Source organism: Pseudomonas wenzhouensis (assembly GCF_021029445.1).
In the GTDB taxonomy this organism is placed as follows: Bacteria; Pseudomonadota; Gammaproteobacteria; order Pseudomonadales; family Pseudomonadaceae; genus Aquipseudomonas; species Aquipseudomonas wenzhouensis.
In genome coordinates this window covers 223,928-245,360 of the sequence record NZ_CP072610.1, presented here as the reverse complement: position 1 = coordinate 245,360, position 21,433 = coordinate 223,928, and the positions used below count along the sequence as shown (strand labels likewise).

Sequence of the window (21,433 nt, the reverse complement as noted above, 5' to 3'; positions counted from 1 at the left end):
TTTGGTGAGCCCCTACCAGCCATAATGGCCTTTGGCCGCCAGACGCGCACCTCTGCGCCCTGACCTGCCGGTCGTCGGTTGCATCCGGCCGGTTTCGCTTCACCTGGCCGACGGTTTGCCCTCCCCTGCCCAGCCCCCTAGAATGCCGCGATGCAAAACGACCCCGAACTCCTCCTCGCTTCGCTCAACGACGCCCAGGTCCAGGCCGTGGCCGCTCCGCTCGGCCGCCAGCTGGTGCTGGCCGGCGCCGGCTCGGGCAAGACCCGCGTGCTGGTGCACCGCATCGCCTTCCTGATCCAGGCGATGGGCGCCTCGCCTCATTCGATCCTGTCGGTGACCTTTACCAACAAGGCAGCCGCCGAGATGCGCCACCGCATCGAACAGATGCTCGGCCACAACCCGGCCGGCATGTGGGTCGGCACCTTCCACGGCCTGGCCCATCGCCTGCTGCGGGCGCACTGGCAGGAAGCCGGGCTGGCCGAGAACTTCCAGATTCTCGACTCCGACGATCAGCAGCGCCTGATCAAGCGGGTGATTCGCGAGCTGGGCCTGGACGAACAGCGCTGGCCGGCCAAGCAGGCGCAGTGGTTCATCAACGGTCAGAAGGACGAAGGCATCCGCCCGCAGGGTATCCAGGCCAGCGGCGACCTGTTCCTGGCCACCATGCGCGGCATTTATGAAGCCTACGAGGCGGCCTGCGCGCGCACCGGCGTCATCGACTTCGCCGAACTGCTGCTGCGCGCCCTCGACCTCTGGCGCGACAACCCTGGCCTGCTGGAGCACTACCAGCGCCGCTTCCGCCATATCCTGGTCGACGAATTCCAGGACACCAACGCCGTGCAGTACGCCTGGCTGCGCATGCTCGCCAAGGGCGGCGAGAGCCTGATGGTGGTGGGCGACGACGACCAGTCGATCTACGGCTGGCGCGGGGCGAAGATCGAGAACATCCAGCAGTTCGACCAGGACTTTGCCGATGCCGAGATCATCCGCCTGGAGCAGAACTACCGCTCCACCGCCAACATCCTCAATGCCGCCAACGCGCTGATCGCCAACAACCAGGGGCGCCTCGGCAAGGAGCTGCGCACCGACGTCGGCGACGGCGAGCCGCTGGCCCTGTACGCCGCCTTCAACGAGCACGACGAAGCGCGCTACGTGGTCGAGACCATCGAGGACGCCCTGCGCAAGGACGGCCTCAAGCGCAGCGAGATCGCCATTCTCTATCGCTCCAACGCCCAGTCGCGGGTGCTGGAAGAGGCATTGCTACGCGAGAAGATCCCCTACCGCATCTACGGTGGTCAGCGCTTCTTCGAGCGTGCCGAAATCAAGAACGCCATGGCCTATCTGCGCCTGCTCGACGGGCGCGGCAACGATGCGGCGCTGGAGCGAATCATCAACGTGCCGGCGCGCGGCATCGGCGAGAAGACCATCGAGACCATCCGCGAGTACGCCCGCGCCCATGACGTGCACATGTGGGAGGCGATCCGCCTGATGCTCGCGGTCAAGGCGCTGCCCGCCCGCGCCTCGGGCGCCCTGGCCGGCTTTATCGAACTGATCGACAACCTGGCCGAGCAGGTGCTGGCCATGCCCCTGCACCAGATGACCCAGGTGGTCATCGAGAAAAGCGGCCTGCTCGCCTATCATGAGGCGGAAAAGGGCGAGAAGGGCCAGGCCCGGGTGGAGAACCTGGAGGAACTGGTCAGCGCCGCGCGCGCCTTCGAGAATGACGAAGACGACGAGCTGACCCCGCTGCAGGCCTTCCTCACCCACGCCTCGCTGGAGGCCGGCGACACCCAGGCCGCCGAGAACGAAGACAGCATTCAACTGATGACCCTGCACAGTGCCAAGGGCCTGGAATTTCCGCTGGTGTTCCTGGTGGGCATGGAAGAGGGTCTGTTCCCGCACAAGATGAGCCTGGAAGAACCGGGCCGACTGGAAGAAGAACGCCGCCTGGCCTATGTCGGCATTACCCGTGCCATGCAGAAGCTGGTGATCAGCTACGCCGAAACCCGGCGTCTCTACGGTAGCGAGACCTATAACAAGGTGTCGCGCTTCGTCCGCGAAATCCCCGCACCGCTGATTCAGGAAGTACGCCTGAGCAACAGCGTCAGCCGCCCGGTGAGCACCAGCTCGATGGGTGGCGGCAGTCTGTTCGCCGGCAGCGCCGTACCGCAAACGCCCTTCAACCTGGGCCAGCGCGTACGTCACAGCCTGTTCGGCGAGGGCACCATCCTCAATTTCGAGGGTTCTGGCGCCCAGGCGCGGGTTCAAGTGAATTTCGAAAACGAAGGCAGTAAGTGGCTGATGCTGGCGTACGCCAAGCTGGAAGCCTACTAGCACACCGTATCTGGAGAGAATCGATGAATCGCCGCAATCTGTTCGGCGCCGCCGTGGCACTGATCGCCGCCATCGGCCTGGTTGGCTGCAAAGAAGACAAGGCCGCCAGCGAACAAGCCGCTGCCAAGCCGGCAGAAACCTTCCACTGGAAGATGGTCACGTCCTGGCCGAAGAACTTCCCCGGTCTGGGCACCTCTGCCGAGCGCCTGGCCGAGCGCATCAACGCCATGAGCGCCGGGCGCCTGACCGTCAAGGTCTACGCCGCCGGTGAGCTGGTTCCCGCTCTGGAAGTGTTCGATGCCGTCTCGCGCGGCACCGCCGAGATGGGTCACGGTACGCCGTACTACTGGAAGGGCAAGGTGCCGGCCGCGCAGTTCTTCAGCAGCGTGCCATTCGGCCTGTCCACCTTGGAAATGAACGCCTGGTTGAGCAAGGGCGGCGGTCAGGCACTGTGGGACGAAACCTACGCACCTTTCGGCGTGAAACCGCTGTCGGCCGGCAACACCACCATGCAGATGGGCGGCTGGTTCAACAAGGAAATCAACAGCCTGGCCGACATCAAGGGCTTGAAGATCCGCATGCCGGGCCTCGGCGGCGAAGTCTGGAGCAAGCTCGGCGCGATCACCGTCAACCTGCCGGGTGGCGAGATCTTCACCTCCCTGCAGACCAGCGCCATCGATGCCACCGACTGGGTCGGCCCTTACAACGACCTGGCCTTCGGTCTGCACAAGGCGGCCAAATACTACTACTTCCCGGGCTGGCAGGAGCCGCAGGCCGTGGTCGAATCCATGGTCAACCAGAAAGCCTTCGACGCCCTGCCGGCCGACCTGCAGGCCATCGTCGTCGAAGCCGCGCGCGCCGCGACCCTGGACATGATGGACGACTACGTCTTCAACAACGCCAAGGCGCTGCAGAGCCTGAAGAGTGAAGGCGTGCAGTTCAAGCGCCTGCCGGATGAGGTACTGCAAGCCATGCGTGAGCAGTCCAACCTGGTGCTCGAAGCCCTGGCCGCCGAGAACGACCTCAACGGTCGCATCTGGGCCTCGCAGAAGGCCTTCCTCGAAGAGGCCAGCGCCATGCAGGCGCTGACCGAGAAAGAGCTGTACAACTGGCGTTGATTCAACAAGAGAGTCCCTTCAGGCTAGGCTCCCAACGCATTATTGTGTGTGGGAGCCCCGCCTCGGGGCGAAGCTTGTACCGCCCGCCATCGGCGCAACGATAGCCAAGAGCGCTCCTGGCGTTGTTTCGAGTCCTGGTTCGCGGCGAGGCGCCGCTCCAGACCCGGCGCGTAGCTTGACTAACAGGTATCGACCACCAAGAGCCCCGTTCTTCCTCAGGGATTCTGCCCATGCGTCTTCGCTCTCTGCTCCTCCTGCCCCTGCTCGCCCTCGGCCTGATCGGCTGCAAGGACGACTCCGCACCGGCCGACCAGGCCGCAGCCCCCGCCCAGACCTTCCACTGGAAGATGGTCACCACCTGGCCGAAGAACGCACCCGGCACCGGCACCGCGGCCGAACGCCTGGCCGAGCGCGTCAACGCCATGAGCGCCGGGCGCCTGACCATCAAGGTTTATGCCGCTGGCGAGCTGGTGCCGGCGCTGGAGGTGTTCGACGCGGTGTCGCGCGGCACCGCCGAACTCGGCCACGGCACGCCCTATTACTGGAAGGGCAAGGTGCCGGCCGCGCAGTTCTTTGGTGCGGTGCCCTTCGGCCTGTCCACCCTGGAAATGAACGCCTGGCTCAGCAAGGGCGGCGGTCAGGCACTGTGGGACGAAGCCTACGCGCCCTTCGGCCTCAAGCCGCTGACGGCGGGTAACAGCACCATGCAGATGGGTGGCTGGTTCAACAAGGAAATCAACAGCCTGGCTGACATCAAAGGCCTGAAGATCCGCATGCCGGGCCTCGGCGGCGAAGTCTGGAGCCGCCTAGGCGCGACCACCGTGGTAATGCCGGGTGGCGAAATCTTCACCTCGCTGCAGACCGGCGCCATCGACGCCACCGACTGGGTCAGCCCCTATAACGACCTGGCCTTCGGCCTGCACAAGGCCGCTAAGTACTATTACTACCCGGGCTGGCAGGAGCCGCAGTCGGTGCTCGAGCTGCTGATCAACCAGAAGGCCTTCGACGCCCTGCCCGCCGACCTGCAAGCCATTGTCAGCGAAGCGGCGCGCGCGGCGACCCAGGACATGATGGACGACTACGTCTACCACAACGCCCTGGCGCTGGATGAGCTGAAGCAGAGCGGCACGCTGCTCAAGCGCTTCCCCGACGAGGTGCTGCAGGCCATGCAAAAGGAGAGCGAACAGGTGCTCAGCGAGCTGGCCGCGCAGAGCGAGCTCAACGGCCGCATCTGGGCCTCCATGCAGGCCTTCCAGGCGCTGGCCATGCCGATGCAGGCCGTATCGGAAAAAGAGCTGTACGACTGGCGCTGAGCCGTTCAGCGCTATAGCCCTTGGCCTTGTCTTGTGGGAGCCCCGCCCCGGGGCGAAGCTTTTATTACTCAAGGTTCGCGGCGGGGCGCCGCGCCTACCCGCTCAGCGTGACGGCGTCGGTCTGCGGGCTCCGTTTGTCGTGCCAGGCCGCACCTCATGCCCTGGCGGCCATACTTCACGGATGAAGAACAAGCCAACCGACCCTGCCCAGATCCTCGACAGCGCCCTGCAACTGGCCGACCTCTGCGGCTGGGAGCGCCTGCACCTGTTCGACGTCGCCGCCGCGCTCGACATTGGCCTGGACGCTATCGCCCGTCACTACCGCGACAAGGACGATCTGGTGGAAGCCTGGTTCGACCGCGCCGACCTGGCCCTGCTCGCCCACGCCAGCAATCCCGACTTGCACGGGCTGAACGCCGAACAGCGTCTGGAAAGCTGTCTGCTGGCCTGGCTCGACAGCCTGGCGACGCATCGCGCGGTGACCGGGCAGATGCTGCTGTACAAGCTCGAACCCGGGCATATCCACCTGCAGGTGCTCGGCCTGATGCGCATCAGCCGCACCGTGCAGTGGTGGCGCGAAGCCGCTGGCCGACAAAGCCTGCACCTGCATCGCATCGCCGAAGAAACCCTGCTCACCGCTGCCTACCTGCGCAGCTTCATCCACTGGCTGCGCCACCCCGACGAAGACGCAGCCACCTTCCGCGCCTACCTGCGCCGCCAACTGCGCGCTGGCCCGCTGCCTCTGCTGCTGCAACGCCCGTAGCCCGGATGAAATCCGGGGCCATGGTTGCGGGCCTTCCCGGATTGCATCCGGGCTACGCGGACAAATCGCAGAATGGCCGCCCTGGCAGGCAAAAGCCGGAAACATTCTGTCACTGGTCATGTCCACCCATGACGGGCAAGATGCCGACCAAGCTTTTCCACAAGAGAGAAAACCGTGATGCAGCGTTTCCTCAGTATCGCCATGGTGCTGTGCCTGGCACTGACCTTCAGCTTCGAAGCCCACGCCAAACGTTTTGGCGGTGGCAAATCCTTCGGCTCCGCGCCCAGCCACCAGACCCGTCAGGCTACGCCGCCGGCACAGTCGGCTGCCCAGGCGCCAGGCCGTCAGCAACCTGCTGCTGCCGCCAGCGGTGCTTCGCGCTGGCTCGGCCCGCTGGCCGGTCTGGCCGCCGGTGGCCTGCTGGCCTCGATGTTCATGGGTGACGGCTTCGAAGGCCTGCAGATCATGGACATGCTGATCTTCGGCCTGATCGCCTTCCTGCTGTTCCGCTTCCTTGCCGCCCGCCGTGCACGCCAGCAGCCGCAAATGGCCGCTGCCGGTGCGCCGTACCAGCGTGAAATGCCGACCGCCGACAACGCGCCGGCCGCTGGCAGCAATATCTTCGGTGGTCGCCTGGCTTCGGCCGCTCCGGTGATCAACGCCCCGGCCTGGTTCAACGAGCAAAGCTTCATCGCCGCCGGTCGTGAGCACTTCATGAACCTGCAGCAGCACTGGGACGCCAACGAGATGGACAAGATCGCCGAGTTCGTCACGCCGCAGCTGCTGGACTTCCTCAAGCGCGAGCGCGCCGAACTGGGTGACGGCTTCCAGTCCACTTATGTCGATAACCTCGACGTGCAACTCGACGGTGTCGACGACAACGCCGAGAAGACCATCGCCACCCTGACCTTCAGCGGCGTGTCGAAAACCTCGCGCTTCGACCAGGGCGAGCCGTTCAACGAAAGCTGGCGCCTGGAGCGTGCCCAGGGCGACAACCAGCCGTGGCTGATCGCCGGCATTCGCCAGAACTGATCGCGACGACGCACAAGAAACCCGGGCTTGCCCGGGTTTCTTCATTTTAGCATTGGCTCGCCATCGCAGTTGAAGCCGCTCCCACGATCTGATCCGTGGGAGGCGCTTTAGCGGCGACGCCCCATTACGACAGATCAGTAGCCGCCCGGCGCATGCCGATATGCGCGATACCGTCCTCCAGATACACCTCGGTCACCGCCACGAAGCCATAGCGCCCGTAGTAACCCTGCAGGTGCGCCTGTGCCGACAGATACACCGGCACGCCCGGCCAGCGCCGGCTGCACTCGACCAGAGCATGCTCCATCAGCCGGTGACCCAGCCCGCTGCCGCGTGCCCGCTCGGCGGTCAGCACGCGACCGATCACCACCTCGCCGCTCATGCGCTGCGGATCGAGCAGGCGCAGATAGCCCACCAACCCCGACTCGTCGCGTACCAGCAGGTGGCAAGTGTCACCAATCAGATCCTGACCATCGGTTTCCAGGTAGGGGCAGTTCTGCTCGACCACGAACACCTGGGTGCGCAGCGCCAGCAGCTCATAGAGGGTGGCGGTATCGAGTTCGCGGTGGTGCAGGCAATGCCAGGTGACAGATGACAGATGACATGGGAAGGCTCCGCAAAAGCGCCACTATCCGATGGCGGCGACATGTTTACACTCGGCCCGCCAGCTACTGTATAAAGCCGATCCCACCACTGATGAGGAGCCGACGCCGTGGAAGAAGTCATCGAACAGCTGCGCGAACTCAACGAGCCGGTACCGGTACCGCTGGAGCTGCCGGAAGAAGAGACCCTGGTGGAGATTCAGGAGCAGATTCTCATCCACCTGCCGTTCGAGCTGCGCGAGTTCCTGCTCAAGGTCAGCGACGTGGTCTATGGTCGCCTGGAGCCGGTCACCGCCAGCGACCCGCACTCGCACACCTACCTGCCGGAAGTCGCCTCGGTGGCCTGGGACCTCGGCCTGCCGCGCGATCTGGTGCCGCTGTGCCAGGACGGCCGCAATTACTACGCGGTGGATGTGGAAGGTCAGGTCTGGCTATGGGACGGCGACGAAGGCGAGCTGACCGACGAAAGCTGGGACTCGGTCTGGCACTGGTGCCGTGACGTCTGGCTGGAGAGCTGACGGCAACGCCTTGTCGCCGCTGAAGCGCCGCCCACAGTTGGCAGTCACACGTGACCCGTGGGAGGGGCTTCAGCCGCGACCGGCACAACACATCAGCCAAACCCGGCTCACGCCTCACCCTGCTCCAACGCCAGCAGGTTGAGCAAAAAGCGCGCGAAGTAGATCAGATCCTGCTCCATGGCCTGGCGCGCGCCCTTGGCATCGCCAGCCTCGATGGCAGCAAAGGCATCTTCATGAAAGTCATTGAGCCGCAGCGACAGATCGGCTTCAGTGAACAGCCGATTGAAGAATGGTCCGATCTGCAACCAGAGCGATTCGATCGAACGCAATAACACCGGATTGCCGCAGGCGCCGTAAAGGTGCAGGTGAAACTGGCTGTTGGCGTTGAGATAAGCCTGCACCTGGCGCTGCTCGATAGCGCTGTCCATGCTGTTGACGCACTCGCGCAGCGTGGCCAGATCATCGGCCGTAAGACGCGGCGTCGCCAGTTCGACGGCCAGCCCCTCCAGTGCCAGGCGTACCTGAAAAATGCTTTCGTATCGCTCGCGGGTCATCGACGGCACGCGTACCGAGCGTTGCTGCTCACCCTCCAGCGCGCCCTCGGCCACCAACCGTTGCAGAGCCGCGCGCACCGGCATCGGGCTGGTGCCCCACTCGGCCGCCAGGTCGCGGATCTTCAAGGCTTGCCCCGGCTGGAAACGCCCGGCCAGCAATCCCTCACGAATACGTTGGTACAGCTGTTCCTGCAGATTATCGCTCATGGTTTCAACACCCCTTTGGCGGTGCAGGAAGCTGGGACAGGGTAAGCAGGCAGTCACGCATGAGTTTCTCCATTGAACGAAGATCGGGCCGACAGGAACGCGTGATCGCCGTTCGTCTGTTCCGATTATTTGTGATCACATAGTCAGGCAAATACTAACTTATATGAGTTCAATAAGTGGATATTGCGATTTCTGTGATCACAAAATATGATGTGCGGAAATTCGAACGAGGTGTTCAACATGACTGCCAGTGGTATCGCCGCAACCGCCGTGGAAACCTTCGCTGCCCGTGAGCGCGCGCGCTTCCTCGAACGCAACCCGAAGTCGGTGGCCCTGGCCGAGCGCGCCCGCCACTCGCTGTATGGCGGCGTGCCGATGCACTGGATGGCCGACTGGTCGACGCCGGTGCCACTGTTCGTCGAACGCGCCAAAGGCGCGCGCTTCTTCGACGTGGACGGTCACGAGTACGTCGATTTCTGCCTGGGCGACACCGGCACCATGTTCGGCCACTCGCCCGACCCGGTCGCGCGTGCCCTCACCGAGCAGGCCAACAATGGCCTGACCACCATGCTGCCCGGCGAGGATGCCGTGGTCTGCGGCGAGCTGCTGGCCAAGCGTTTCGGCCTGCCTTACTGGCAGGTGACCGCCACCGCCACCGACTCCAACCGCTACGTGCTGCGCTGGGCGCGCGCGATTACCCAGCGCAAGACGCTGCTGGTGTTCGACGGCTGCTACCACGGCACCGTCGACGACGTCATGGTGCGTCATCGCGATGGCCAGACCGTGCACCGCTCGGGCCTGGTCGGCCAGGCCTATGACCTGACCGAGCACAGCCGCGCCATCCCCTTCAACGATGTCGAGGCGCTGGAAACGGCGCTGGCGCAAGGCGATGTCTGCGCCCTGCTCTGCGAGCCGGCGATGACCAACATCGGCATGGTGCTGCCCGATCCGGGCTTCATGCACAAATGCCGCGAGCTGACGCGCCAGTACGGCAGCCTGCTGATCATCGACGAAACCCACACCATCTCCACCGACATCGGCGGCTGCACGCGCCTGTGGGGCCTGGATCCGGACTTCTTCGTGGTCGGCAAGCCCATCGCCGGCGGTGTGCCGTGTGGCATCTTCGGCTGCAGCGCAGCAATGGCCGATGCAATGACCCAGGCCCGCCAACGCGCCAGCGCAGAAAGCCACGGTCACGGCCACAGCGGCATGGGTACCACCCTGTCGGCCAACGCCCTGGCCATGCACTGCATGCGCGCCAACCTGGAACAGGTGATGACCCAGGCCGCCTACGACCACATGCTGCCGCTGGCCGCACGCCTGGCCGAGGGCTTCCGCCGGTTGATCGGCAAGCACGACCTGAAGTGGTCGGTGACCGAGCTGGGCGCGCGTTGCGAATTTCAGTTCTGCGCCACCCCGCCGCGCACCGGCGCCGATGCCGAAGCGGCATTCCATGACGAGCTGCAGATGGCCCTGCACCTGTACCTGATCAACCGCGGCATCCTGATCACGCCGTTCCACAATATGACCCTGTGCTGCCCCGCGACGACCGAGGCCGATGTGGACCAGCTAATCGCCACTCTGGATCAGGCCCTGGGCGAGCTGCTGGCCATTCCCGACGCGCGCGAATAACGCTTGATCGTCTTGATCGTTCCCACGCTCTGCGTGGGCATGCAGCCCCAGACGCTCTGCGTCTGCGGGGCGCGGAGCGTCCCTGGATAGGTTCCCACGCAGAGCATGGGAACCACCAAACCCGTAGAGTGCGCCGTGCGCACCGCTAACCCCCTGGTGCGCACGGCGCACCCTACGCGAGACTGAATCATGCAATTTGCCGATCCCCAGGAAGCCCGCGACTTCCTCGAACGCCATCCCGAGGTGCGCAGCATCGAGCTGATGCTGATCGACGCCAACGGCATTCCACGCGGCAAGCTGCTGCACCGCGACGAGTTGCTGGCCATCTACGAGAACGGCCGGCCGCTGCCCAGCTCCATCCTGTCGCTGACCATCCAGGGCGAGGACGTCGAGGAAAGCGGCCTGGTCTGGGAAGTGGCCGACGCCGACTGCTGGACGTATCCGCTACCCGGCAGCCTGACCCTGCAACCCTGGCGCGCGGTGCCCACCGGGCAGTTACAGGTGAGCATGCACCCGACCCAGGGCCTGCCGGCCACGCCGGGCGACCCGCGCCATGTGCTGGTGCGCGCCATCGAGGCGCTCAAGGCCGACGGCTACCACCCGGTGATGGCGGTGGAGCTGGAGTTCTACCTGCTGGACAAGCAACGCGACGCCAATGGCCGCCCGCAGCCGGCCGTGCAGATGAACGGCGTGCGCCCACAGGCGCCGCAGGTCTACGGCGTGTACGAGCTGGAGCAGGTACAGCCATTCCTCGACGACCTCTACGCCGCCTGCGAGGCGCAGGGCCTGCCGGTGCGCACGGCGATCTCCGAATACGCGCCGGGCCAACTGGAGCTGACCCTGGAGCACCGCTTCGATGCGCTGCAAGCCGTAGACGAAGGCGTACGCTACAAGCGCCTGGTCAAGGGCGTGGCCAATAAGCACGGCCTGCAGGCCTGCTTCATGGCCAAGCCATTTGGCGACCTGGCCGGCAGCGGCATGCACATGCACGTGTCACTGGCCGATGCCGAGGGCAACAACCTGATGGCCAGCGAAGATCCGCATGGCACGCCACTGTTGCGCCACGCCATCGGCGGCATGATGGCCACGCTCAATGACGCCCTGGCGATCTTCTGCCCCAACGCCAACTCCTTCCGCCGCTTCCAGGCCAACAGCTACGCGCCGCTGGCCAAGAGCTGGGGGGTGAACAACCGCACCGTATCCTTCCGCGTGCCGGGCGGGCCGGCGGGCAGCCGCCACGTCGAGCACCGCATCTGCGGCGCCGATGCCAACCCCTACCTGGCCGCAGCGGCGATTCTCGCCGGCATCCACAAGGGCATCCGCGAGCAGATCGATCCAGGCGAGGCCATCGTCGGCAATGGCTACGAGCAAGCCCGCGAAACCCTGCCCACCGCCTGGCTCACCGCCCTGCGCAACTTGGAAGGCTCAGCCTGGGCACGCGAAGCACTGGGCGAGGACTTCCTCAAGGTATTCCTGGCGATCAAGTGGGCCGAGTTCCGCCAGTTCATGGGCGAAGTGGGCGAGCAGGATTGGCGCTGGTACCTGAATCACGCCTGACCCAGCACTGCAGCGGTATAGAGCTGCCCGCCCATCGCGTGCAGCTCTGCTTCAACCGACGGTCACAGGCTTGTGCCATCATCTGTGGCACCAGCAGGCTTCTTGCATGCCCTGCGTTCTCCCCCATGCCTCTGGAGCATCCATGGAAGCCGGAACCGCACACCTGACGATGACCGTACTGATGACCCCGGACATGGCCAACTTCTCCGGCAATGTCCACGGCGGCACCTTGCTCAAGTACCTCGACGAAGTCGCCTACGCCTGCGCCAGCCGCTATGCCGGTTGCTACGTAGTGACCCTGTCGGTGGATCAGGTGATGTTTCGCGAGCCGGTACACGTCGGCGAACTGGTCACCTTCCTTGCCTCGGTCAACCACACCGGGCGTACTTCGATGGAGATCGGCATCAAGGTGATCACCGAGAACATCCGCGAGCGCTCGGTGCGCCACACCAACAGTTGCTTCTTCACCATGGTCGCGGTGGATGGCGAGGGGCGCCCGGTGCCGGTACCGGAGCTGCAACCGCACAGCCCCGATGGCCTGCGCCGCCAGCGCCAGGCCAAGCAACGCCGGCAGATTCGCGAGGAGTTGCAACAGCGTTATCAGGCGTTGAGCGAGGAGAAGAACCACCTGCAGGCCTGATGCTGGACTCAGCACGAACCAAGGAAAGCCCGACACACGGATCTGCCATGTGCTGAGAACTGCATGGCAGATAGGCTAATCTCTATCTCCCGGAGCCGGAGTCGCCATGATCAACCTGTTCGATGTCTTTCTGCTGATGCTGTTCGCTGCCGCCTGCGCCTGGTTGTGGCGCGGCCATGGCATTCGTGAGCGGGCCTTGGCATTCGCCAAGCAGCACTGCGCCAAACTCGACGTGGAGCTGCTCGATGGCGCCGTGGCCCTTCGCCGTCTGGCCATCCAGCGTGATGCCCGGGGTCATCGGCGTCTGGCACGACTGTATGATTTCGAATTTACCGTGACCGGCGAGCAGCGCCTGCGCGGCCAGATCAGCATGTTCGGTGCGCAGCTAGGGCGCATCGAGCTGGAACCGCATCCCGTGCTAGAGCCTCAGCCCGAGCCGGTATCGGTGCAGAGCCAGGGCAACGTGATCCACCTCGAAGACTGGCGCCGCAAGGCGTAACCCGCGAGGATGGCAGGTTTCACCCGCCCTACTCGATCAACTGCGCTGCAACAGGAAGTCCGCGACCCGTGCCGCGCTGTCTACCGGCTGCTCCTGCATGAAGCAGTGCCCACCCGGCACCACCTGACTGCGCACATGCGCGTTACTCGCACACCAACGCGCTACCGAACGGGCGACGAAGGGATAGGTGGTTGTGCCGTAAATCACCTCGGTGGGCGTCACGACCTTCGCCAGCGAAGGCCACAGGCGGCGCGGGAACGAGCCGAAGATATCCGCCTCACGGCTGGGCCGGCACTTGAGCTCGACACCGCCCTCGACCTCCTTCAGTGCATGCTCGATATAGGCGTCGAACGCGGCCTCGTCCCAGCCCCGGAACATGCCGCGGCCATGCAGCGCGGCATGTGCGCTGGCACGGTCCGGCCATTGCCGGCGGCGCTTCTGCGCCTTCTTCGCCATGCCGGTGCGCTGCGCCAGACCGACCACATCGGACAGCGCCATCACCCCGATCATCGCTGGGCTGAACAGCACCGGATCGAGCAGTACGGCGCGGCGGAACAGCTCGGGATGGCGCGCCAGAATCAGGCTGGTAAGTACACCGCCGAAGCTGTGGCCGAGGGCGAAGCGCGGCACATCGCCGAACGGCCCGCGCAGGGTGTCGAAAGCCTCCACCGCCAGCTCGGCGCTACGGTTCCAGCCATGGAAGCGGCCGCCATGGTCGCTGTCGCCATGGCCCTGCACGTCGCACAGCCAGAGATCGAAGTCCTCGGCCAGCAGCGCCAGCATCGGCGTGTAGACACGCCCGCAATAGCCATTGCCGTGCAGGAAATGCAGCAGCGGCTTGCCCGACGGCGGCGTGTGCCAGCCGCGCAGGGTGAAATCGGCAGAGGTGTCATGAGACCAAGGCAGCAGTTGCATTGAGGTTATCCACAGCGACGAAAGCGCGGCGAGTTTATCAGTCTGTCGCAGGGATTCGGCAGGTGGCGAAGGAGGTCGTCAGCACGTCGACGTTCTGTGCCTGATCGAAGATCAACTCCAGCCGTGAGTCCTTGCGCCATTCGCTCGGACTCCAGGCCGCCAACGCTTGCCCCTGCAAGGCATTCAACGAATGCCAGCCTTCAGCGCCATGCAGCACGGCCTTGGCCCTGCGCCAACCCAGGCTTTGCAGCCAGCGGCTGACCTGCTCGAGGTCGAAACGCTGGCTCGGGTGCCAGCGCCAGCCGATGCTCCAGCCTTCGACCTGGTCCTGCACCTGGCAGACAGGCTCGGCGGCGTTGCGCCAGATCTGCGCCAGGCCAGGTGCAGTTGTGGGTAACTCGGCGCTCACCTCGATGGGCGAGGCCTGCGCTGCCAGGCCCGGCAACAGGGCCAGGTCGAGCCGACCCTGCGCGGTCCAGTGCAGCGGCACGGATGGCAGATCGGTAGCAATCCGCGCTCGCGTTTCGGCGTCCAAGCCTTCGCTCTTGTTCAACAGCAGCAAGCCGGCCTCGTCCAGCGCCTGACGCTGCACGTCCGGCAGCAGCTGACCGCTAGCCAGCGCGGCAGCATCCAGCACCATCAGTGCCGGTTGCACGGCCAACACACCGCGCCAAGGCGGCTGACGCAACTGTGCCAGCAACTGCGCCGGATGCCCCAGGCCGGACGGCTCGATCAGCAAGCGGTCGGGCCGCGCCTTGCGCAGCAGACGGCCGAGGCCAACCTGAAACGGCGCGCCATTGACGCAGCACAGGCAACCACCGGCCACTTCGGCCAGGGCAATGCCGTCGTCGCCCTGTTCCAGCAGGGCGGCGTCCAGGCCGATCTGGCCAAATTCGTTGATCAGCACCGCCCAGCGCTCGTGCGCCGGTTTCTGCGCCAGCAACTGACGGATCAGCGTGGTCTTGCCGGCACCGAGCGACCCGGCAATCAGGTGAGTGGGGATTTGACTGAGCATGGGCCTATGGTCGGTGGTTCCGTACACAGACTGCAACGGGGCGGCATGCTAGATTCGCCAACTGTTTTTCTGGAGCCAACAAGATGCGTGCGTGGTTACTGCTGCTCTCTCTATTGCCCGGCCTGGCCCTGGCCGAAGCCTGCGTGGTGCATAGCCAGGCCGAGCGCCTGGACGTGAAGGTCTGCCAGGAAAATCGCAACATTCCCGCCACGCTGTTCCGCGAGGGCTTCTGCCAGCCGCAGTTGCAGGGTCAGACGGTCGAGGTGGAGTTCGTCGAGCAGTGCCCCAAGGGTGCCCATGGCATCTGCCAGAACGCCCGCGCCGGTAGCGGCATGTACCTGCAGGACATCCACTACTACGGCGTGGCCAGCGACGCGTTGTACCTGGAGCCGGCCTGCAAGACGCAGTATCAGGGCCAGTGGATCAAGCCCTGACATCAAAGCGTCATCCAACAAGCGCTTAATGACCGCGGGTACCTCACATGACCCTCATGTCGAGTCACGCGTCGACATGATCTCTTGGTGCTTAAGGCCGGGGCAGTCGCTCCGGCCTATTTTTTAAGGGCTTGCCGCTATCCGTAGGGTGTCGCGGGGCCGCCTAGGCTGTGCGCACCAGCAAGCGCCTCGGTGTTCGCGGTGCGCACAGCGCACCCTACGCAACTACGGTTTCGCGCGGCTCAGGCCAGCCAATCCAGGGTCAACAACAAGCGTCGCTCACCCGCTGGCAGCTGCGGCGAACGGTGAATCAATCCACGCCCTTCGTTACCCTGCCATTTCTCGCCCTTGGCCAGCGCCACATGGCCGGCGTCGAGATGCTGGATCAACACCTCGTCCTGCGGCTCGGCGCCCGGTTGACCGAGCTTGCTGCGCGGCATCGCGCTCTCCTCCAGCCAGTCGCTGCCGACACCGGCATAGCTGGTGATCAGCCGCACCGGCACGTGGTCGACGTGAAAACGCGGGCACATGGCCTTGTCCAGCGCGCGCAGGCGCAGGCCGATGCGCTGCGCGTCGAGCAGGCAGGCGTAGGCCCGCACCAGCCAGGCAACGTCGGCGAGAAAGGCCGTCTGGCCCGGCAGATCGGCGTACTGCGCCACCAGGCCATCGAGGTTCGGCTCGCTGCCGGCACGCGGCAGCTCCAGGGTGATGGACTGCGCCAGCGGCTCACCTTGCGCCAGTAGCGCGTCGGCGAAGTCGGCGATCTGTGCCGGCAGGAGACGCTGCCAGACGGCCAGATTGACGCCGTCATGCAGTACGTCGGTGAGCACCTGCATGTCTTCGCCCAGCACCTGACGCGGCGCGGGCGGCAGTTTGAGCGCGTACATCAGGCGGCCTCCTGCTGTTGCCAGGGGCCGAAGGGGTCAGCGAGCAGGCGCCAGGCCTCCGGGCCGCCGGCCATCTCCGCATCGGTGAGCAGGCAGTCGTCTAGCTCGCGCACCAGGCGGCCAAAGTCGATGTTCTGACCGATGAACACCAGCTCCTGGCGGCAGTCGCCCACTTCGGCGCTCCAGTGCTTCATGACCTCACGCAGGCCTTCCTCGTCCTGCGGCCAATGCTGCTTGGGCACGAAGCGCCACCAGCGTCCGGCCAGGCCATGGCGCATCAAGCCGCCAGCCTGCGACCAACTGCCGGCCTCCTGATATTTACTGGCCAGCCAGAAGAAGCCCTTGGAGCGCAGCAGGCGGCCATTCGTCCATTCCTGTGAGAGGAAGTCGAAGAAGCGCTGCGGATGGAAGGGCCGGCGCGCGCGGTAGGCGCTGGAGGCGATGCCGTATTCCTCGGTTTCCGGCACGTGCTCGCCGCGCAGCTCCTTGAGCCAACCCGGCGCCTGCGAGGCGCGCTCGAAATCGAAACGGCCGGTGTCAAGGATCGTGTCCAAAGCGATCTGGCCCATGCTCATGGCCTGGATCTCGGCATGGGTGTTGAGGCCACGGAGGATGGCCATCAGCTCCTCGCGCTCGGCCTGGCTGATCAGGTCGATCTTGCTGATCAGGATGACGTCGGCGAACTCCACCTGCTCGATCAGCAGGTCGGTGATCGAGCGTTCGTCTTCTTCGCCCAGTGTTTCGCCACGGCTGGCCAGGCTCTCGGCCTCATGGAAATCGCGCAGGAAGTTCACCCCGTCGACCACCGTGACCATGGTATCGAGCCGCGCCAGGTCGGACAGGCTGCGCCCCTGTTCGTCGCGGAAGGTGAAGGTCTCGGCCACCGGCAGCGGCTCGCTGATGCCGGTGGACTCGATCAGCAGATAGTCGAAGCGGCCGTCTCTGGCCAGGCGGGCGACCTCCTCGAGCAAGTCTTCACGCAGAGTGCAGCAGATGCAGCCGTTGCTCATCTCCACCAGTTTCTCTTCGGCGCGATTGAGGCTGACGTCGCGCTGCACTTCGCTGCCGTCAATATTGATTTCGCTCATGTCGTTGACGATCACCGCGACCTTGCGGCCTTCGCGGTTCTTCAGCACATGGTTGAGCAATGTGCTCTTGCCGGCACCGAGAAAGCCGGACAGCACGGTAACGGGTAGACGCTGATTCATGGGGGTGTTCCTCGTTCACTCACGGTCACGCTGATGTTTTTCGCGCTGCTCCTGACGCTCCTTGGCTTCGATGCACAGGGTCGCAGTCGGGCGCAGCAAGAGGCGTTTCAGGCCAATCGGTTCACCGGTCTCGGCGCACCAGCCGTATTCACCACGCGCCAGGCGTTGGAGCGCCTGGTCGATCTTGTCCAACAGCTTCTTCTCCCGCTCCAGCAGGCGCAGCTGCCACTGGCGCTGCTCCTCGGCGGCACCGATGTCGGCCACGTCGCTGCTGATCTCAGGCTGGCGCAGCTCGGTGAATTCCTCCTCGATACGCGCCTGCAACTCGGCTCGCTGAGTCAGCAGCAGCTCGCGAAAGAACTGCTGTTGGGCATCGTTCATGTAGTCATTGGCTGGCTGGGCCAGCAGCTCGGCTTCGGTGGTCGCGGTCAGGGTCATGGCAAATCGGCTAGCTTGTTTTAATCGTTATAACATAACATTTATTTCTGACCGCTACTCACGGATTTGCGATGAACGAACAGCCTCTGCCGGATATTGCCGCCCAAGCCACCCACCATGAGCTGCCGCTGGACTGGGTCGGCATGGCCGGCATCGCCCTGCCCATTCGTCTGGCGGACGCCGTCGTGACCGCCAGCGTCGATATCGGCGTGAGCCTCGACGATGCCGGCGCGCGCGGCATCCACATGTCGCGCCTATACCTGGCGGCGCAGCGGCTGGTGCATCAGCCATTGAACGTGCCGGCGGTGTTGCAGGTGCTGGACGACTGCCTGAGCAGTCACCAGGAGCTGTCCGACAGCGCCACCCTGACTCTGCGCGGCGAGGTACCACTCAAGCGTCCGGCGCTGGTCAGCCCGTTGAGTGGTTGGAAGGGCTACCCCTTCGAATTGCACGCCCGGCAGGATGGCCGGGGAGTGAACATCGAGCTGCAGGTCGAGGTCAGCTACTCGTCCACCTGCCCTTGCTCTGCCGCACTGGCACGGCAGCTGATCCAGCAACGCTTCGCCTGGGACTTTCCCGACCAGCAGGTGGATTACTCGAGCGTGCTCGACTGGCTCGGCTCGACCCAGGGCATCCTCGCCACACCGCACAGCCAGCGCAGCACGGCGACCCTGCAACTGCGCCTGGCGCCAGGCTGCGTCGACCTGCCCGTGTTGGCACTGATCGACAGCGCCGAACAGGCCCTCGGCACACCGGTGCAGACGGCAGTGAAGCGCGCCGACGAACAGGCTTTCTCCCTCGCCAACGGACAGAACCTGATGTTCTGCGAAGACGCCGCACGCCGTTTGCACCGCGCCCTGCGCCAGTTGCCGCAGGCCAGCGCCTTCCGCCTCAAGGTCGTCCACGCGGAAAGCCTGCACGCCCACGACGCGGTGGCCGAAAGCTGCTGGAATTGGTGTTGAACAGGCATGCGGTGGGCGCTGTGGCTATCCTGAACGGGTAACGGCCATTCCCGGAGCGGCTGCTTGATCGGCCTGGAACCGGGCAAAGCCGGCGGCGTCTGTGCTTAGATAGACGCCCACGCTGTAAAGGACACCGCATGCAGATCGAACTGATCGAGATCCGCGACCACCTGAATCGCTACGCCCCCTTCGACAACCTGCCGGAACAAACTCTCGACGAGATCGCCCGCCAGGTGCAGGTGGGCTACTTCAAGGCCGGTAGCGAAATCCTCGCCGTCGGTGCGCCGATCCACGAGCTGCATTACGTGCGCAGCGGCGCGGTGGAAATCCACCGGCGTGGCGGCGAACTGCACAACCGCCTCACCGAGGGCGACATCTTCGGCCAGGCCGGCCTGCTGCGCGGCAACAAGGTACGGCTGGGTGCCACCGCGATCGAAGACAGCCTGATCTACTTCATCCCCGGCGCGCTGTTCCATCAGCTCTGCGAGCAGTTCGACAGCTTCGCCGACTTCGTCGAGGCCGAAGGTCAGTCACGGCTCAAGTCCGCGCTGGAAGACAGCCACGGCAAAGCCAGCGAGTTGATGAAGATCAAGGTGCGCAAGCTGATCTCGCGTGGTGCGGTCAGCGTGCCGCTGGATACGCCGATCCAGCAGGTGGCGCAGGTGATGACCGAGCACAGTGTGTCCTCGGTCATCGTCGTCGATCCCGGCACGCGCTGGCCCGACCCGCACCAGGTGGACGTGACCGAGCAACAGACCCAAGTGATGGCCGGCATCCTCACCGACCGCGACCTGCGCACCCGCGTGGTCGCCGCCGGCCTGCCCAGCGACACCCCGGTCAGCCAGATCATGACGCCCAACCCCATCACCCTGCAGGCCGACGACTCGGTGTTCGAGGCCATGCTGTGCATGCTGCGCAACAACATCCACCACCTGCCGGTGCTGCATCGCCGCCGCCCGGTGGGCGTGGTGGCGCTGGCCGACATCATCCGCTACGAGTCGCGCAGCAGCCTGTATCTGGTCAACAGCATCTTCAACAAGACCTCGGTGGAGGGGCTCAAGAGCCTGCTGCCGGATCTACATGCCACTTTCGTGCGCATGGTCGCCGACGACGCCAGCGCACATATGGTCGGCAGCGCCATGAGCGGCATCGGCCGCGCCTTCAGTCAGCGCCTGCTGGAATTGGCCGAACAGAAGCTCGGCCCGCCACCGGTACCCTACTGCTTCATGGTCGCCGGCTCCATGGCCCGCGACGAGCAACTGCTGCTCACCGACCAGGACAACGCCCTGGTGCTCGACGACCGCTTCGATGCCGACGAACACGACGCCTACTTCGCCGAACTGGCGCAGTTCGTCAGCGACGGTCTGGCCGCTTGTGGCTACAGCTACTGCAAAGGCGGCATCATGGCCACCAACCCCAAGTGGCGACAGCCGCTGAAGGTGTGGCGACAATACTTCAGCGAATGGATCGAGCGGCCCAACCCGCAAACCCTGCTCAACGCCAGCATCTTCTTCGACCTCGACGGCCTCTACGGCGAAACCGAACTGGTGGAGAACCTCAAGGATCTGCTCGCCGCAAAAGCCAGCGCCAGCCCCGCTTTCCTCGCCGCACTGGCACGTAACGCGCTCAACCGCACGCCGCCGCTGGGCTTCTTCCGCACCTTCGTGATGGAAACCGACGGCCGCCACCGCAACATCATCAACCTCAAGGGCCGCGGTACTGCGCCGCTTACCGACCTGATCCGCGTACACGCCCTGGCCTGTGGTTCCAAGGCACAGAACTCGCTGGATCGTCTCGACGCCATCGCTGCCACCAAACTGCTGCCCAAAGAGGCACTGGAGCACCTGCGCTATGCCTTCGAGTTCCTCAGCCTGGTGCGCGTGCGCCACCAGGCCCGTGAAGTCGAGGCCGACAACGCGCCGAGCAACTACATCGAGCCGGAACAGTTCAGCTCCAGCGAACGCCACCACCTCAAGGAAGCCTTCCAGGTAGTGAGCAACGCCCAGAAATTCCTGCGTTTCCGCTACCCGGCCCAGCCCCTGCCTCGCCCGCAATGACCATGTATCAGAATCAGGACTGGCCGCAGCTCTTTGCTGAACGTGCCACCAGCAGCCAGGACGAACGCCTGCGCGCCTATTACCGCGCCGGTTGCATAGCCGCCGACACCCCGCTGGAGGATGCGCCGCTGGTCGCCCTGGACGTGGAGACCACCGGCCTCGACCCGCGTGAACATGCCATCGTCAGCCTTGGCCTGGTACCGCTGAACCTGCAACGCATCCGCTGCGCCGAGGCCCGTTACTGGGTGGTCAAACCCACCAGCGAGCTGAGTGCCGAATCGGTCACCTTTCACCACATCACCCACAGCGACATCCGCCACGCCCCGCGCCTGGCCAGTGTGCTGGACGAGTTGCTCGAAGCCCTGGCGGGCAAGGTGGTGGTGGCGCACTACCGCAACATCGAGCGCAGCTTCCTCGACCAGGCCGTGCGCCAGCACCTGGGCGAAGGGCTGATCTTCCCCATCATCGACACCATGGAACTGGAAGCCCGCCTGCACCCCAAGCGCACCGTAAGCTGGTGGGAGCGCCTGCGCGGCCGTGAACCCATCTCCATCCGCCTGGCCGACAGCCGCCTGCGCTACGGTCTGCCGCTGTACTCGGCGCACCATGCGCTGACCGACGCGCTGGCTTGTGGAGAGTTGCTGCAGGCGCAGGTGGCGAGTCACTATCCGGCGAATACACCGATTGGCGCGCTCTGGAGCTGAACGCCAACCTCCCACGCAACCCGTTGGTACCACTGAACCAGGACAAG

The 21,433-nt window shown here is 64.9% G+C and carries 21 protein-coding genes; 14 read left to right on the top strand and 7 right to left on the bottom strand.

Annotation, left to right across the window (positions count from 1 at the left end):
• Window positions 1-150 precede the first annotated feature (150 nt).
• The 5 genes from uvrD (at window position 151) to J7655_RS01140 (ending at window position 6,560) form a co-directional block, all read left to right on the top strand.
• A complete protein-coding gene (gene uvrD, locus J7655_RS01160; protein ID WP_230926199.1) occupies window positions 151-2,334 on the top strand; it encodes a DNA helicase II in 2,184 nt (727 codons plus the stop codon).
• 23 nt (window positions 2,335-2,357) lie between these two features.
• Window positions 2,358-3,452, top strand: a complete 1,095-nt coding sequence (locus tag J7655_RS01155) for a TRAP transporter substrate-binding protein (protein ID WP_230926198.1) — start codon at window positions 2,358-2,360, stop codon at window positions 3,450-3,452.
• Window positions 3,453-3,682: 230 nt separating this feature from the next.
• Complete coding sequence (locus J7655_RS01150) at window positions 3,683-4,765, top strand: TRAP transporter substrate-binding protein (RefSeq protein WP_230926197.1); 1,083 nt, start codon at window positions 3,683-3,685, stop codon at window positions 4,763-4,765.
• 181 nt (window positions 4,766-4,946) lie between these two features.
• A complete protein-coding gene (locus J7655_RS01145; RefSeq protein ID WP_230926196.1) occupies window positions 4,947-5,528 on the top strand; it encodes a TetR/AcrR family transcriptional regulator in 582 nt (193 codons plus the stop codon).
• A gap of 177 nt (window positions 5,529-5,705) precedes the next feature.
• Window positions 5,706-6,560 carry a Tim44 domain-containing protein gene (locus J7655_RS01140; protein ID WP_230927647.1) on the top strand — a complete coding sequence of 285 codons (855 nt, stop codon included), beginning with the start codon at window positions 5,706-5,708 and terminating at the stop codon, window positions 6,558-6,560.
• Window positions 6,561-6,684: 124 nt separating this feature from the next.
• Here J7655_RS01140 and J7655_RS01135 read toward each other — a convergent pair whose 3' ends face one another.
• A complete protein-coding gene (locus J7655_RS01135; RefSeq protein WP_230927646.1) occupies window positions 6,685-7,155 on the bottom strand; it encodes a GNAT family N-acetyltransferase in 471 nt (156 codons plus the stop codon).
• 114 nt (window positions 7,156-7,269) lie between these two features.
• On the opposite strand from J7655_RS01135, the gene J7655_RS01130 reads away from it, so the two are divergent.
• Window positions 7,270-7,677 carry an SMI1/KNR4 family protein gene (locus J7655_RS01130; protein WP_084341232.1) on the top strand — a complete coding sequence of 136 codons (408 nt, stop codon included), beginning with the start codon at window positions 7,270-7,272 and terminating at the stop codon, window positions 7,675-7,677.
• Between the two features lie 107 nt (window positions 7,678-7,784).
• On the opposite strand, the gene J7655_RS01125 is transcribed toward J7655_RS01130, so the two are convergent.
• Complete coding sequence (locus J7655_RS01125; RefSeq protein ID WP_230926195.1) at window positions 7,785-8,438, bottom strand: GntR family transcriptional regulator; 654 nt, start codon at window positions 8,436-8,438, stop codon at window positions 7,785-7,787.
• Window positions 8,439-8,678: 240 nt separating this feature from the next.
• On the opposite strand from J7655_RS01125, the gene J7655_RS01120 reads away from it, so the two are divergent.
• From J7655_RS01120 to J7655_RS01105, 4 genes are all read left to right on the top strand, one after another.
• Window positions 8,679-10,070 carry an aspartate aminotransferase family protein gene (locus J7655_RS01120; RefSeq protein ID WP_230926194.1) on the top strand — a complete coding sequence of 464 codons (1,392 nt, stop codon included), beginning with the start codon at window positions 8,679-8,681 and terminating at the stop codon, window positions 10,068-10,070.
• A 189-nt stretch (window positions 10,071-10,259) separates the two neighbouring features.
• Complete coding sequence (locus J7655_RS01115) at window positions 10,260-11,627, top strand: glutamine synthetase family protein (RefSeq protein WP_230926193.1); 1,368 nt, start codon at window positions 10,260-10,262, stop codon at window positions 11,625-11,627.
• Window positions 11,628-11,769: 142 nt separating this feature from the next.
• The gene (locus J7655_RS01110; protein WP_230926192.1) at window positions 11,770-12,267 is read left to right on the top strand and encodes an acyl-CoA thioesterase; all 498 of its coding nucleotides are present in this window, start codon (window positions 11,770-11,772) and stop codon (window positions 12,265-12,267) included.
• A 106-nt stretch (window positions 12,268-12,373) separates the two neighbouring features.
• On the top strand, window positions 12,374-12,766 hold the full coding sequence (locus J7655_RS01105) for a DUF3301 domain-containing protein (protein ID WP_147811480.1): 393 nt from the start codon (window positions 12,374-12,376) through the stop codon (window positions 12,764-12,766).
• Window positions 12,767-12,802: 36 nt separating this feature from the next.
• Here J7655_RS01105 and J7655_RS01100 read toward each other — a convergent pair whose 3' ends face one another.
• Both J7655_RS01100 and J7655_RS01095 read right to left on the bottom strand, forming a co-directional pair.
• A complete protein-coding gene (locus tag J7655_RS01100) occupies window positions 12,803-13,681 on the bottom strand; it encodes an alpha/beta fold hydrolase (protein WP_230926191.1) in 879 nt (292 codons plus the stop codon).
• A 37-nt stretch (window positions 13,682-13,718) separates the two neighbouring features.
• Window positions 13,719-14,696, bottom strand: coding sequence for a CobW family GTP-binding protein (locus J7655_RS01095; protein WP_230926190.1), 978 nt, complete (start codon window positions 14,694-14,696; stop codon window positions 13,719-13,721).
• Between the two features lie 83 nt (window positions 14,697-14,779).
• Between J7655_RS01095 and J7655_RS01090 the strand changes: the two genes are divergently transcribed.
• Window positions 14,780-15,130, top strand: a complete 351-nt coding sequence (locus tag J7655_RS01090) for an NADH:ubiquinone oxidoreductase (RefSeq protein WP_230926189.1) — start codon at window positions 14,780-14,782, stop codon at window positions 15,128-15,130.
• Between the two features lie 242 nt (window positions 15,131-15,372).
• Here J7655_RS01090 and J7655_RS01085 read toward each other — a convergent pair whose 3' ends face one another.
• Genes J7655_RS01085 through dksA form a run of 3 tightly spaced genes read right to left on the bottom strand, consistent with a single transcriptional unit; the run spans window position 15,373 to window position 17,663 of the window.
• The gene (locus tag J7655_RS01085; RefSeq protein WP_230926188.1) at window positions 15,373-16,017 is read right to left on the bottom strand and encodes a DUF1826 domain-containing protein; all 645 of its coding nucleotides are present in this window, start codon (window positions 16,015-16,017) and stop codon (window positions 15,373-15,375) included.
• A complete protein-coding gene (gene zigA / locus J7655_RS01080; protein ID WP_230926187.1) occupies window positions 16,017-17,225 on the bottom strand; it encodes a zinc metallochaperone GTPase ZigA in 1,209 nt (402 codons plus the stop codon). The genes J7655_RS01085 and zigA overlap by 1 nt, the downstream gene beginning before the upstream one ends.
• Before the next feature lie 15 nt (window positions 17,226-17,240).
• Window positions 17,241-17,663: an RNA polymerase-binding protein DksA gene (gene dksA / locus J7655_RS01075; protein ID WP_230926186.1), complete on the bottom strand. Its 423-nt coding sequence runs from the start codon at window positions 17,661-17,663 to the stop codon at window positions 17,241-17,243.
• Window positions 17,664-17,734: 71 nt separating this feature from the next.
• Here dksA and folE2 point away from each other — a divergent pair, with 71 nt between their 5' ends.
• The 3 genes from folE2 to J7655_RS01060 all read left to right on the top strand — a co-directional run bounded on the left by folE2 (window position 17,735) and on the right by J7655_RS01060 (window position 21,386).
• On the top strand, window positions 17,735-18,625 hold the full coding sequence (gene folE2 / locus J7655_RS01070; protein ID WP_230926185.1) for a GTP cyclohydrolase FolE2: 891 nt from the start codon (window positions 17,735-17,737) through the stop codon (window positions 18,623-18,625).
• A gap of 137 nt (window positions 18,626-18,762) precedes the next feature.
• On the top strand, window positions 18,763-20,682 hold the full coding sequence (locus tag J7655_RS01065) for a DUF294 nucleotidyltransferase-like domain-containing protein (RefSeq protein ID WP_230926184.1): 1,920 nt from the start codon (window positions 18,763-18,765) through the stop codon (window positions 20,680-20,682).
• Window positions 20,679-21,386 (top strand): 3'-5' exonuclease, encoded by a 708-nt coding sequence (locus tag J7655_RS01060; RefSeq protein ID WP_230926183.1) that lies wholly within the window; start codon window positions 20,679-20,681, stop codon window positions 21,384-21,386. The genes J7655_RS01065 and J7655_RS01060 overlap by 4 nt, the downstream gene beginning before the upstream one ends.
• The last annotated feature ends 47 nt before the right edge of the window (window positions 21,387-21,433 follow it).

Bases quoted from the DNA above. Each gene is read 5' to 3' on its own strand.
- uvrD (WP_230926199.1), top strand. From the start codon at position 151: ATGCAAAACGACCCCGAACTCCTCCTCGCTTCGCTCAACGACGCCCAG.
- J7655_RS01155 (WP_230926198.1), top strand. From the start codon at position 2,358: ATGAATCGCCGCAATCTGTTCGGCGCCGCCGTGGCACTGATCGCCGCC.
- J7655_RS01150 (WP_230926197.1), top strand. From the start codon at position 3,683: ATGCGTCTTCGCTCTCTGCTCCTCCTGCCCCTGCTCGCCCTCGGCCTG.
- J7655_RS01145 (WP_230926196.1), top strand. From the start codon at position 4,947: ATGAAGAACAAGCCAACCGACCCTGCCCAGATCCTCGACAGCGCCCTG.
- J7655_RS01140 (WP_230927647.1), top strand. From the start codon at position 5,706: ATGCAGCGTTTCCTCAGTATCGCCATGGTGCTGTGCCTGGCACTGACC.
- J7655_RS01125 (WP_230926195.1), bottom strand. From the start codon at position 8,438: ATGAGCGATAATCTGCAGGAACAGCTGTACCAACGTATTCGTGAGGGA.
- J7655_RS01120 (WP_230926194.1), top strand. From the start codon at position 8,679: ATGACTGCCAGTGGTATCGCCGCAACCGCCGTGGAAACCTTCGCTGCC.
- J7655_RS01115 (WP_230926193.1), top strand. From the start codon at position 10,260: ATGCAATTTGCCGATCCCCAGGAAGCCCGCGACTTCCTCGAACGCCAT.
- J7655_RS01110 (WP_230926192.1), top strand. From the start codon at position 11,770: ATGGAAGCCGGAACCGCACACCTGACGATGACCGTACTGATGACCCCG.
- J7655_RS01105 (WP_147811480.1), top strand. From the start codon at position 12,374: ATGATCAACCTGTTCGATGTCTTTCTGCTGATGCTGTTCGCTGCCGCC.
- J7655_RS01100 (WP_230926191.1), bottom strand. From the start codon at position 13,681: ATGCAACTGCTGCCTTGGTCTCATGACACCTCTGCCGATTTCACCCTG.
- J7655_RS01095 (WP_230926190.1), bottom strand. From the start codon at position 14,696: ATGCTCAGTCAAATCCCCACTCACCTGATTGCCGGGTCGCTCGGTGCC.
- J7655_RS01090 (WP_230926189.1), top strand. From the start codon at position 14,780: ATGCGTGCGTGGTTACTGCTGCTCTCTCTATTGCCCGGCCTGGCCCTG.
- J7655_RS01085 (WP_230926188.1), bottom strand. From the start codon at position 16,017: ATGTACGCGCTCAAACTGCCGCCCGCGCCGCGTCAGGTGCTGGGCGAA.
- zigA (WP_230926187.1), bottom strand. From the start codon at position 17,225: ATGAATCAGCGTCTACCCGTTACCGTGCTGTCCGGCTTTCTCGGTGCC.
- dksA (WP_230926186.1), bottom strand. From the start codon at position 17,663: ATGACCCTGACCGCGACCACCGAAGCCGAGCTGCTGGCCCAGCCAGCC.
- folE2 (WP_230926185.1), top strand. From the start codon at position 17,735: ATGAACGAACAGCCTCTGCCGGATATTGCCGCCCAAGCCACCCACCAT.
- J7655_RS01065 (WP_230926184.1), top strand. From the start codon at position 18,763: ATGCAGATCGAACTGATCGAGATCCGCGACCACCTGAATCGCTACGCC.
- J7655_RS01060 (WP_230926183.1), top strand. From the start codon at position 20,679: ATGACCATGTATCAGAATCAGGACTGGCCGCAGCTCTTTGCTGAACGT.